The organism is Snodgrassella sp. ESL0304, from assembly GCF_013344995.1.
GTDB lineage: Bacteria > Pseudomonadota > Gammaproteobacteria > Burkholderiales > Neisseriaceae > Snodgrassella > Snodgrassella alvi.
Genome location: NZ_JAAEDR010000014.1, coordinates 82,312 through 96,176 on the forward strand (window position 1 = coordinate 82,312; position 13,865 = coordinate 96,176).

Here is a 13,865-nt window from a genome sequence, read left to right on the forward strand (position 1 = left end):
AATTATCAATTTATTTATATGACATATTGTAAATATTTTTAATTTATAACTAATATTCAAATATATATATAGTTTTAAAACTGCATAGCTTCAAAAATTTTATTTACTGTCTGTTCAGATTACGGCTAATTTTTCATCAAATTTATATATACTTATTAGCTATAAGAACTGATTTATTTGCCACACTTTATTAGGTATAAATAGAATAAAATGTTATCAGTCTGAATTTTAAAAAATTAAAAAGGCTGAAACCATCAGTCAGTTTCAGCCTTGTTTATCAATAAACAAATTACTTCTTATTTGCTAAGAATATATTCTATTAATAACAATCGTTATTTAACTATCTTCAAACCTTTTTTCGCACCAGATTTATTACTGTCATCTGCAGGTAAACTCTCTGGCACAGAAGGCTGGCTTTCAGATACGGTGTTATCCTCGCCTGCTGTCGGGTGTTCACTGTTTTCAGTAAGAGGTTCTACATCAAACCCCATGCCGTCACCAGTTTCTCTGGCAAAAAGACTGATTACATGACCAACCGGAATCCATATATCATGGGAAACGCCGCCAAAACGGGCAGAAAAACTAACCCATTCATTATCTATATTCAGATTATGTGCGGCTACAGGCCCGATATTAAGCACAATTTCATTGTCTTTTACATACTGAAGCGGTACCTGAGTTTTATCATTTACCCATACTGCAATATGCGGTGTATAACCACTATCCAGCGCCCATTCATACAATGCTCGCAGAATATACGGTTTGGTGTTCAGCTTGCTCATTGTCCTCCCCTTTGTCAGGATAATTTAACGACGCATCGCTTTCTCGGCAGGTGTTAAGGCATCAATAAACGCTTCACGCTGAAAAATACGTTCCGCATATTTAAGCAATGGCGCAGCTGATTTTGGCAGCTTGATATCATAATGATCCAGACGCCACAAAAGCGGAGCCAGCGCCACATCAATCATGGAGAAATCATCGCCGATAATATATTTGTTTTTAGTGAATGCAGGAGCCAGCATTGTTAAGCCCTGAGTAATGGCTTCGCGGGCTTTGTTCATTTCCTTATTACTTGATTCAGGATTTTCCAGCACCAGTACATGACTGAACAGTTCTTTTTCCAGACGATATAAAACAAGACGACCACGACCACGCATAATCGGGTCTGCCGGCATTAGCTGCGGATGCGGAAAACGCTCATCAATATATTCATTAATAATATTGGATTCATACAAAATCAGGTCACGTTCAACCAGAACAGGAACCTGATTATAGGGATTCATCACAGCCAGATCTTCCGGCTTATTAAAAACGTCTACATCTTTAATTTCAAAATCCATGCCTTTTTCATACAGCACAAAGCTGCAACGCTGACTAAACGGGCAAGTGATACCCGCATATAATGTCATCATAATAAGTTTCCCAGAATTACTGTATAATCAATACAGTGTGGTGTTTAAAAATTATTCAATTATAGACAAATGACTCTATTTTTACCAGAAAAATAGCTTAAGTTTATGTTTATTAAAATTTTTATTATACAAATTACCACCAATCACACAAAATTCATTTAAGCCGGATTAGGCTCATCAAAAAACTGCTGAGTAATCCCGAATTCACTGGCTAATGCACAGGCAAGTGCCTGAATACCATATCTTTCGGTAGCATGATGCCCTGCCGCGATGAATACCACTCCGCATTCCTGCGCCAGATGGTATTGCGGTTCGGATATTTCACCTGTGATAAATGCATCAACCCCGGCATCAATAGCCTGCTGAAAAAAACTCTGGCCGCCGCCAGTACACCAAGCCAGCCTGCGTACTGGTTGTTGTTTATCGGCACATAGCAATATGGGTTTGTGATTCAGGCCTAGCTCAATCTCCTGAGCCAGCTGTTCTGCAGTTTGCTCATAGGTTAAAGCACCGTACTGAATTAAATTCTGTTCACCGCCACAGCCAGTAATCTGCCAGCCTAAATGCTGAGCCAGTTGCACATTATTCCCCCAGCGCGGATGCGCATCCAGCGGTAAATGATAGCCAGCCAGATTAATATTATTGGCTAATAATGTCTGAATACGGCGTTTTTTCCAGCCTGTAATCACAGCCGCTTCATTTTTCCAGAACATACCATGATGAACCAGTAGCATATCTGCCTGCTGCTTTACGGCAAAATCAATAGCAGCCTGACTGGCAGTGACAGCACAAACAATAGTGCTAACTTCATCCCTGCCTTCTACCTGTAACCCATTCGGACTGAAATCGCGAAACTGAGCAACCGCCAGCTCCTGAGCGCACCAGTCTAAAATTTCTTTTCTGAAAACCATAAATTTCCTTTAATCGTGCAAGATATAGCAGTCTGCATTGTTAATACATAGCTTTATTCTTATTACAATAAAGTCATTATACTAACAAGCACAAGGAGAAAGCTGAAAATGTCTGATTACAGCTGAGTGAATATGAAATTATAAAAAATCATTATCTTTAAATAAAAATATTTATATGCTTTGTGATTTACTAAATAAATGTTATTTTATGTTAATATTTATTAAAATAATGTAGTATTAAATTTAAAAGCTCGCAGATATTTGGAATATCAAAATGAAAATATTGCTTTTGTTATTAATTTTAAGTTTAAGCGGATGTCTTAACAGCAACAATGATAGGGAACAGGATAAAATTAAAAAATTGGAGGAACAACGGATAATCACAGACACTACAGAGATTACTGTGCGCATTCCATCAAAAGTATCAGGTAAAAAACTGGAGATTACCCTGCCACGCTGCATGTTTGGTTTTAGTATAAAAAATAAAATTATTGATGGTATAGTCGAGCAAAAGGCAGCAGCAATTATATTTGCCTTACCTACTTTATCAGGTTTTCCCAATGATGAAGAAGCAATTCATCGATGTCCTGATTTTTCTAAGCCTGTTGTAGGCCTCAGTTTTGCACCGTTATATCGCAACATAAAAGCAGAAAAACTGGAATATGGAAATCATTGGTTCAAACGGGAAAATTACCGATTCCGATTAAAAGAAAAGAAAAATAATCAGGAATTGTATTATATTGGTATTTCAGGAAAACAAACTATGTTTATTAATAAATCCGAAACCAATCAACAAGATTTAAGAATTGATTTCTGGCCATTTGATGTTAAGGATGAATACAATGCTTTTCCGCATCAAATTGATATTTATTCTGTTTTAGATAAAGAGTTTAGTGTTGCTTACACTGTATATTCCTCGAGATTTCTACATGGGAAATATAAACCACCAGTAAGCCAGAACTATTTTGCTGATGGATTAATTCAAATATATAAGCACAATGAAAGCTTACTTGATCATCCGGAAATTCAACTGGGTTTCATTCAGAATAATAACCGTATTCTGAATTATATCCATCAGCACAGTAAAGTCGTTGATTAGCTAGTGCATTATCTAAAGATTTTTACAATAAGACAGCCTTAAATATAATTTTTTGGTAGTGAAAACAATTAATATATATATTAATTAATCATAATTAAAACTTCGATTTAGCAATTTTGTGCTTTAATGAATATTTAAAGTACAATAAATATCATATCCAGACTAAATAAAAAGAATTTTTTTTCAATTTAAATCCTCAATACACAATATTTGAATGTATTATACTTTTGATATTTATCTGATTAAATGTTATTTTGCGGTTAATTTTATCAAAAGTAAGGGGAATTTTAAATAAATATTTAAACCAGACAGTACAAGGAAAAAATATGAAATATTGGCTTTGTATACTGCTTTTATGCTTAACCGGCTGCTTTAATGGCAGCAGTGAACAGGACAAAATTAAAAAATTGGAGGAACAACGGATAATGACAGACACCACAGAGATTACTGTTCGCATTCCGTCAAAATTATCAGATAAAAAACTTGAAATTACCCTGCCGCGATGCATGTTTGGCTTTAGTATCAAGAATAAAATTATTGATGGTATTGTAGAGCAAGAAGCAGCATCAATTATATTTGCCTTACCCACTTTATCAGGTTTTCCCAATGATGAAGAAGCAATTCATCGATGTCCTGATTTTTCTAAGCCTGTTACAGGGCTTGGTTTCGGGCCGTTATTTCCCAAACCATATGCAAAAAAACTGGAACCTGGAAATTATTGGCTAAAACAGCACAGCTATCAATTTAGATTAAAAGAAAAGAAAAATAATCAGGAACTTTATTATATTGGTATTGCAGGAAAACAAACTATGTTTGTTAATAAATCCGATACCAATCAACAGGATTTTAGAATTGATTTCTGGCCATTTGATCCTGAAGATATAAACGATGCTTATCCACATCAAATTGATATTCATTCTATTTTAGATAAAGAATTTAATGTTGTTTATACTGTTTATTCTTCAAGATTTTTACACGGGAAATATAAACCACCAGTAAGCCAGAACTATTTTGCTGATGGATTAATTCAAATATATAAGCACAATGAAAGTTTACTTGACCACCCGGAAATTGTCCAAGGTTTTGTTAATAATAACAACACTATTTTAGATTATATTCATCAACATAGCAAAATAATTGATTAATTAGAGAGGGATTTATGAACTGTTTTAATAAGGGTGAAGATTTTCAGGGGTACTTAACGTTTACCGATTATATATTGGAAAAAAATTCTTATGATTTAACTAAAGACCAACAAAAAGAATTAGCATCAATTTTAGATGATATTAATAAGAAATTAGCTAATGGTGAGGATGGAAATTATACCAAAGCCTATGAATATTTAAAATCAACTATACCACCAGGTAATCCAGATGCTGCAGGCTTAGGTTATTGGTTAGATGTGGCAATAGCCACTAATGGTCGCGGAGCTGGCGGAATAAAAAATTTGGGGATAGATTCAGCTTTGCGCCATGCTACTGAGATAATGATGCGTAGCCGCATGGGGGTATTTGATCATAAAAAATATAACCAATTTTCCAATGAAATGGCTCAAGCTTTATTAGATAATATAGCAACATCAGGAAAAGTTTCATTAGACGGAATTCTAAAATCAGATGCACAGGGTTTTACCCGTTTTGACCCGGATGATTTTACACCTTCAGATTGGCCCGGTTCTGCACTGGATTGGCATAATCTTGATAAATTAAACCCAGATTCAATAAATGGACCCGGTTTTGCAAAAGCTTTTGGTAATTATTTTTTCGGAAAGATGTATTCTAAACTAGATCGTTATAATTTCGGAGGCTGGATCTGCAAAGGTTTCAGAGCATGGTCAGACTGGAATCGTGATGGTAAATACTATATCTATGATCCTCTAATACTGGATCTTGACGGAGATGGCATCGAAACAGTTGGCTCCAGAAAATTAAGCGGGGCTGTCTTCGATAATGACGGAGATGGTATCCGCACGGCTACAGGCTGGGTAAAAGCTGATGACGGTCTGCTGGTTGTTGACCGTAATGGTGACGGTATTATTAATGACGGTACTGAACTGTTTGGTGACAGTACGTTGCTGGCTGACGGCACTAAAGCAAAAGACGGTTATGCTGCATTACGTGAATTTGACAGTAATGGTGATGGTCGAGTAGATGCGCAGGATAAACATTTCAATCAGTTACGTGTATGGCGGGATCTGAATCAGGACGGTATCTGCCAGACTAATGAATTGTTTACACTGGAACAAGTTGGTGTTAAAGCATTGAATCTGGATAATAAAAATACAAATATTAATCTGGGTAACGGCAATACTTTAGCGCAAAGCGGAAGTTATGAAACTACAGACGGGCGTACCCATGCAATGGGTGATGTCAATTTTGAGCATAAGCCAGTTTTCAGTGAATATACCGAAGAAGTTAAACTGACAGAACAGCAAAAACAGGCACCGAATTTAAAAGGTACAGGCCGGGTGCGTGACTTACGCGATGCAGCAGCGCTTTCAGATAAACTCGCCGAGCTTTTAAATACTTATTCGAATACCGAAACGCGGGCCGGACAATTGTCTTTACTAGATAACTTATTGCTGGAATGGGCAAAATCCGATCCTCAGTTTGATGAGAATGCTAAATATTCTCTGGGTACAGACTGGATAAGAGTTAGCTCAAATAGTGGCGGTTCAGGTTTTACACCTTCACAAGAAGGTGGCTTGAAAGTTGTAGATCCGGAATGGCTCAAAAAATTTGATACTTACAGCAATAAACTGAACATTCTGAATGCTTTTACAGGTGAATCTTCTAAATTGTTTTATGCGGGTACCGCAAAGCAGCGTCAGGAACTTCTGGATACTATTGATGATACTTATAACAGTATCCGTGATAGCCTGTATGAAAGTTTGTTGTTCCAGACACGTCTGAAACCATATCTGGAGAAGCTAACATTCAAATTAGAAAATGATCAGATATCTATAGATTTTTCAGATACTACTGCGGTTTTCAATCAGGTTTTCCAGCATAATCCGGAAAAAGCTTTTGTTGACTTAGGAGAATTTCTTGCCTATCAGTATGATGGTTTCTGGCCGGAAGGATTTAATCTTTTAAATCAGTATATTGATTATGCTAAAACTCATGGTGTATATGAACAATGGTGTAATCATCTGGGGCAGACGGCGCAGGATAAACTGAGTGTACGCTCAGGCAGTGATGGCGACGATATTCTGATTGGTACCAATCTTCTGGGTGATGGCAGAGATATTATTAAAGGTGGTGCCGGAAATGATATTCTTATCGGCGGAATAGGCAACGATGATCTGGATGGAGGTACTGGCTCAGATATTTATGAATTTGCACGCGGATTTGGTCAGGATGTTATTCACAATCATGATACCGGTACAGATAAAACAGATAAGATACGTTTTACTGATGGTATTTTAAGAAGTGAAGTAATATTTGTTCGCGAAGGTAATAATTTATTCTTGAAAATCAAAAATACTACCGATCAAATTAAAATAGAAAATTTCTTCATTAAAGATGGTCACGGCGGATATGAAATTGATCTGATTGAATTTGCTGATGGAAAACAGCTTAATGTAGAGGAAATCAAAGCATTATTGTTACAGGCGACAGATAATAACGATATTATTCATGGTTATGAATCAAATGATTCGCTGATAGGCCTTGCAGGCAATGATACTTTGAAAGGTCATGGCGGGGATGACCTGCTTGATGGCGGAGATGGTAATGATAACCTTGATGGCGGTGCTGGTAATGATGTATTAATCGGTGGTGCCGGCAATGATATTCTTTATGGCGGGGATGACGATGATATTATTATTGGTGGTACCGGTAATGATTATCTGGAAGGTGGTGAAGGTTCAGATCTGTTCATCTTCGATAAAGATTTTGGCAACGATAAGTTACTCGAATTCAATCCCTCAGGTAAAGATATTAATAATGTATACTTTAATAATTGGATAAAAGATGATTTTATCTATTATCGCAAGGGTTTGGATTTTTATATTGTGGCTAAAAATTCAGCTGATTCATTACAAATTATCAACTTCTTCCGTGCTTCCGGTGAAAATCAGCTAGACTATATTAAATTCTCAGATGGCAGCCAGCTGGATATTTCAGATATTCGTACCCTTACTCAAACCGGAACTGATGGTGATGATGAGTTGTATGCATATGGTACAAAAGATACATATCTGAATGGCGGGAAAGGCAATGACCAGCTTTATGGTGCAAACGGTAATGATACATTGATTGGCGGTGACGGTAACGATCGTATTTATGGTGCTGCCGGTAATGATGTTCTGACCGGCGGCACAGGAAACGACTATCTGGAAGGTGGTTCCGGTTCCGATATTTATATATTCGGCAGCAATTTCGGTCATGATGTTATTAATAACTATGATTCATCCGGTAATCGCGAAGATATTATCCGCTTTACCGATAATATCAGTCAGGCTGATTTAATTTTCCGGCGTACCGGCAATGATCTGGTTATCAGAACCCGTCAGGACGATAACAGTATTACTGTTCAGAATTATTTTCAGAATGAAGCAAAAGGAAATTATCGGGTTGATTTCATTGAATTTGCTGATGGTACTCGGTTAAATGTGCAGGATATTAAAAAATTAACCCAGACTGGTACTGATGGTGATGACGAGCTTTATGCTTACAGTAATGAAGACACCGTACTTAATGGTGGTCTCGGTAATGATTCACTATTCGGTGCAAATGGTAATGATACATTGATTGGCGGCGACGGTAACGACCGTATTTATGGTGGTGCCGGTAATGATGTTCTGACCGGCGGCACAGGAAACGACTATCTGGAAGGTGGTGCCGGTTCTGATATTTATATATTCGGCAGCAATTTCGGTCATGATGTTATTAATAACTATGATTCATCCGGTAATTGCGAAGATATTATCCGCTTTACCGATAATATCAGTCAGGCTGATTTAATTTTCCGGCGTACCGGCAGTAATCTGGTTATCAGTACCCGTCAGGACGATAACAGCATTACTGTTCAGAATTATTTCCGGAATGAAGCAAAAGGAAATTATCAGGTTGATTTCATTGAATTTACTGATGGTACCCGGTTAAATGTGCAGGATATTAAAAAATTAACCCAGACCGGTACTGATGGTGATGACGAGCTTTATGCTTACAGTAATGAAGACACCGTACTTAATGGTGGTCTTGGTAATGATTCACTATTTGGTGCCAATGGTCGTGATATTTTAATTGGTGGCGATGGTGACGATAAACTATATGGTAATGATGGTAATGACATTTTAATAGGTGGTACAGGAAATAATTATCTTGATGGCGGTAAAGGAATTGATGGTTATGTATTTTCTCGTACGGATTTAATAGGAGAATCTGTTAATCATATTACCGACAGTGACGGATTAGGTTATATCAGTATCGATAATGTTCGTCTAAATAATTTAAAATGGACTATCGATGCAGTAAAAGATACTGTATGGTATTCAGGGAAATTGAAGCTGCAAAAAAATGGCAGTAATCTGATAATAACTGGTGATTTTAATTCAAGTATTATTATTCATGATTATCATGATGGTGATTTAGATATTAATCTGCCTGAACGTAATCTGGCTCCAGAAGCAGCACAGCATATTGATCCTCTGAATACCCGAGGAGGTCGTTTCTTTAGTTATCAACTACCATACAATTTGTTTAAAGATCCAAATCAATCAGATGAAATCTTTATTAGCGTAGATGGTTTGCCTGACTGGCTAAATTATGATGAACATACTCAAACCTTATATGGCACACCTGATGCAGATTTGAATGGTGAATTCATTATTCAGATTACAGGAACGGATACTGGCGGTTTAAGTGCTCACATACCGCTTTACCTAAATATTCAAGCCAATCATACACCAGAAGCTGTCGGACATATACAAGATCAAAGACTGGTTGCAAAACAATCATGGTCTTTTGGAAAAATCGACCATCTATTTACTGACCAAGACGGCGATAAACTGCAATATACTCTAAAAGCAGTTAACCCCAAAGATGATATCAGCTGGCTGACTATCGATCCGATAACTAATCAGCTAAGTGGTACTCCATCTCAAAGTGGTTGGTTTACTGTACAGTTAGTCGCTACTGACGAATTCGGTAAACAGGCAATTCAGCAAATTGAGTTTGAAATTTTACCAGCTGATACGATTTTTGCTGAAAAGAAAACCAGTTATGGGAATGATAAGAATAATGTTATTATCGGAAACAATCTGAATAATCATATTCATGGCAAAGGCGGAGATGATTATATCGAAGGAGGTGCCGGTAATGATAGTTTATATGGCGATCATGGTAATGATTATTTGAATGGAGGCATCGGGGATGATTACTTATATGGAGGTAAAGGTAACGACATTCTTGTAGGAGGTTTGGGCAATGATTATCTGGAAGGTGGTATAGGCAATGATACCTATGTAATCAACCGTGGTCATGGTCATGATACAATAGTTGAAAGTAATCAGTTCGAACAGGATACAAATATCATCCAGTTTACTGATATTCGATCTGATGAAGTCATTTATCGCAAAGAAGGGGCTAATCTGATAATTTCCGGATACTCTGATACTGATTCAGTTTTAATCAAAAACTTTTTTGGTAAAAAACAGCTTATACAAACTATTAATTTCGAAGATAAAAGCATAGATTGTAAGGAGCTTAAGCTGAATCAGATTAACACTTTAACCAAACGCAAAAAATTTACGGAAATCAGCGACAGGAGTGTTTATACAAATAGTAATAAAGGACAGAATATCAACCAAACTGGATACTTTGTCACGAACAGTGCACATGAAGCCAAGATTGCTAATCAGGTAAATCAGCTGATTACAGCAATGACGGGTATGTCCGCCGGTACTACAACTGGTTTTATGGCTCCTGAGCAGACAGTATTACCTCATCAGCATAATACTGTAGCTGCATACTGGGGTAATTAACAACTGTACTTTAAAACAAAGCCTGCAATTTGATTTCAGGCTTTGTTCATACTTGAATTTGGTAAAAGACTAAAGCTATTACTTTCTAATGACTTTAAAGTAAATTTTTTATTAATAAAATAGCTGCTGGTTGCATTATTAGCAATCAGCAGCTTTTTATCTTGAAATAATTAGTTTTGCAAAGCTGTCTTTATGCGCTGATGTAAATTCTGAATACTGTAAACATCAGTACGGGATAAACGGCTTACACCTTCACTCATCGCTAAAGCACCTGCGATGGTGGTATATAAAGGGATACGCATATTCAGTGCACTACGGCGGATTGAATGGCTGTCTTTAATAGACTGTACATCACTGCTGACAGTATTAACGACCAGAGCAATCTCTCCGTTTTTAATGGCATCAACAATATGCGGGCGCCCTTCAGTTACCTTATTCACCACTTGCACATTGATTCCGTGCTCAGCCAGAAAAGCTGCTGTCCCGCGGGTAGCACATAATCCGTAACCGAGCGACTGAAAATTGGTTGCCACCTGAACAACAGCAGGTTTGTCTTCATTACGTACAGCCAGAAACACTTTGCCAATAGTCGGCATACGTTCTCCTGCTCCGAGCTGGGCTTTTAAATATGCTTCGGCAAATGTTTCACCGACACCCATTACTTCACCGGTAGAACGCATTTCCGGCCCGAGAATGGTATCTACGCCGGGAAATTTAATAAAAGGAAATACGGCTTCCTTAACTGCAAAAAATTCAGGAATAACTTCTTGTGTATAGCCCTGTTCGGTCAATGAGATACCGGCCATAACCCTTGCTCCGATTTTAGCAAGAGACACACTTGTGGCTTTAGATACAAATGGAACAGTACGCGAAGCACGCGGATTAACTTCAAGTACGTAAACGATATCATCCTGTACCGCAAACTGCACATTCATCAGACCAACTACATTTAAAGCCATTGCCATGGCTGCTGTCTGACGACGAATTTCATTCTGAATAGCTTCACTTAGCGAATAAGGCGGAATGGAACATGCTGAGTCGCCACTATGGACACCTGCCTGTTCCACATGCTGCATGATGCCGCCAATAACCACCTGTTTGCCATCACATACACAATCTACATCTACTTCAATAGCGTGGCTGAGAAAATAATCAAGCAATACCGGGCTATCATTGGATACTTGTACAGCTTCGCGCATATAGGTTTGTAATTCATTGGCTGAATGCACTACCTGCATAGCTCGTCCGCCAAGTACATAAGATGGACGTACTACTAACGGATAGCCAACTTCTTCAGCCAGTTGCAGTGCCTCTGCCTCGGTACGTGCTGTACGGTTTTCCGGCTGACGCAATCCCAGTTTATGCAGAATCTGCTGAAAACGCTCACGGTCTTCTGCTGCATCAATGGCATCGGCTGAGGTACCGATAATATTAACACCATTAGCTACCAGTTCATTAGCCAGTTTTAAAGGCGTCTGACCGCCATAATGCACAATGAGACCATCAGGTTGTTCTGTATGACAGATTTCCAGTACGTCTTCGAGGGTAAGCGGCTCGAAATATAATCTGTCAGAAGTATCATAATCTGTCGAAACGGTTTCAGGATTACAGTTCACCATAATGGTTTCAAAACCAGATTCGCGCAATGCTAATGCAGCATGTACACAGCAATAATCAAACTCAATACCCTGACCAATACGATTTGGTCCGCCACCAAGAATCATAATTTTTTTACGCTGTGTCGGTTCCGCTTCGCATTCTTCTTCATAAGTTGAGTACAGATAGGCAGTATCGGTAGCAAATTCCGCTGCACAGGTATCTACGCGTTTAAAAACCGGATGCAGATTCATGGCATAACGATGCTGCCTTACACTGGCTTCATCCTGATTAAGCAATTGCGCCAGCCGTTTATCAGCAAAACCTTTGCGTTTGAGTTTACGCAGATAACTGTAATCGATATCTTCCAGTCTGATCGCTGTTAGTTTCTGTTCTTCGCTAACCAGATCAGCAATCTGTGCCAGGAACCACGGATCAATAGCACAAATTTTATAGATTTCCTCTAATGAAAAGCCGGCACGAAATGCATCGGCGACATACAGTATCCGTTCAGGACCGGGATTAGCCAGTTCACGCTGAATGGCTGCACGGTCACTGCTGCGGCAATCAAAGCCGCTCAGACCAACCTCCAGACCGCGCAGAGCTTTATGGACAGACTCCTGAAATGTACGGCCGATAGCCATTACTTCCCCAACTGATTTCATCTGTGTCGTCAGGCGATCATCTGCAGACGGAAATTTTTCAAAGGCAAAACGGGGAACTTTAGTTACCACATAATCAATGGAAGGCTCAAAGGAAGCTGGTGTGCGTCCGCCGGTTATATCATTTTGCAATTCATTCAGTGTATAACCTATTGCCAGCTTAGCTGCGATTTTGGCAATCGGAAAACCGGTAGCTTTAGAAGCCAGAGCAGAAGAACGGCTGACACGCGGATTCATTTCAATCACAATCATTTCGCCGTTTTGCGGATTAACGGCAAACTGTACATTAGAGCCACCGGTATCCACACCGATTTCACGCAGCACTGCCAGAGAAGCATCACGCATCAGCTGATATTCTTTATCCGTCAGTGTTTGTGCCGGAGCTACTGTAATCGAATCACCGGTATGTACGCCGCACGGATCAAAATTTTCTATTGAACAGATAATAATGCAATTATCGGCACGGTCACGCACCACTTCCATTTCATATTCTTTCCAACCCAGTACAGACTGTTCGACCAGTAATTCATGAGTAGGTGAAGCATCAAAACCACGTTCACAAATAGTAATAAATTCATCTTTATTGTAGGCAATTCCGCCGCCACTACCGCCCATGGTGAAAGACGGGCGGATTAATGCAGGAAATCCAACCTGCGCCTGTGCCTCCAGTGCCTGCTCCATGCTATGGCAAATAAAGGATTTCGGGGTATGCAGACCGATTTTATTCATTGCTTCTTTAAAACGGCCGCGGTCTTCTGCTTTATCAATTGCATCTTCGGATGCACCAATCAGCTCTACCTGATATTTTTTCAGAATACCGTTATGCGCCAGATCAAGAGCACAGTTGAGTGCCGTTTGTCCGCCCATCGTTGGCAAAATGGCATCGGGACGTTCTTTTTCAATAATTTTTGCCACTGTCTGCCACATAATCGGCTCAATGTAAGTAACATCAGCCATATCCGGATCTGTCATAATCGTAGCCGGATTGGAATTAACCAGAATGACTTTATAGCCCTCTTCACGCAATGCCTTGCATGCCTGAGCTCCGGAGTAGTCAAACTCGCATGCCTGACCAATTACAATAGGACCGGCACCAATAATTAGGATAGATTTTAAGTCTGTGCGCTTAGGCATACTGATACCTTTATCAAAAATTATCTGTTAATTTAGCGGTACGGCAGGATTGATTTTCTGACA

General features: G+C 38.7%; 7 protein-coding genes. 3 read left to right on the forward strand and 4 right to left on the reverse strand.

What is annotated here, in order from left to right; all coding sequences use genetic code 11:
• Nucleotides 1–332 precede the first annotated feature (332 nt).
• The 3 genes from GYX91_RS07175 to GYX91_RS07185 form a co-directional block, all read right to left on the reverse strand.
• A complete protein-coding gene (locus tag GYX91_RS07175) occupies nt 333–782 on the reverse strand; it encodes a ClpXP protease specificity-enhancing factor (protein WP_084586400.1) in 450 nt (149 codons plus the stop codon).
• Between the two features lie 24 nt (nt 783–806).
• Nucleotides 807–1,412 (reverse strand): glutathione S-transferase N-terminal domain-containing protein, encoded by a 606-nt coding sequence (locus GYX91_RS07180; protein ID WP_025331062.1) that lies wholly within the window; start codon nt 1,410–1,412, stop codon nt 807–809.
• Between the two features lie 158 nt (nt 1,413–1,570).
• Complete coding sequence (locus GYX91_RS07185; protein ID WP_174830402.1) at nt 1,571–2,323, reverse strand: Nif3-like dinuclear metal center hexameric protein; 753 nt, start codon at nt 2,321–2,323, stop codon at nt 1,571–1,573.
• A 274-nt stretch (nt 2,324–2,597) separates the two neighbouring features.
• Between GYX91_RS07185 and GYX91_RS07190 the strand changes: the two genes are divergently transcribed.
• The 3 genes from GYX91_RS07190 to GYX91_RS07200 all read left to right on the forward strand — a co-directional run bounded on the left by GYX91_RS07190 (nt 2,598) and on the right by GYX91_RS07200 (nt 10,410).
• Entirely contained in the window at nt 2,598–3,422 is an 825-nt protein-coding gene (locus GYX91_RS07190; RefSeq protein ID WP_174830404.1) for a hypothetical protein, read from the forward strand.
• A 326-nt stretch (nt 3,423–3,748) separates the two neighbouring features.
• Nucleotides 3,749–4,567, forward strand: coding sequence for a hypothetical protein (locus tag GYX91_RS07195; protein WP_174830406.1), 819 nt, complete (start codon nt 3,749–3,751; stop codon nt 4,565–4,567).
• A gap of 14 nt (nt 4,568–4,581) precedes the next feature.
• Nucleotides 4,582–10,410 (forward strand): calcium-binding protein, encoded by a 5,829-nt coding sequence (locus tag GYX91_RS07200; RefSeq protein WP_174830408.1) that lies wholly within the window; start codon nt 4,582–4,584, stop codon nt 10,408–10,410.
• Nucleotides 10,411–10,580: 170 nt separating this feature from the next.
• Here the strand turns inward: GYX91_RS07200 and carB are convergent, their stop codons facing one another.
• Nucleotides 10,581–13,802: a carbamoyl-phosphate synthase large subunit gene (carB, locus tag GYX91_RS07205; protein ID WP_174830410.1), complete on the reverse strand. Its 3,222-nt coding sequence runs from the start codon at nt 13,800–13,802 to the stop codon at nt 10,581–10,583.
• Between the last annotated feature and the right edge of the window lie 63 nt (nt 13,803–13,865).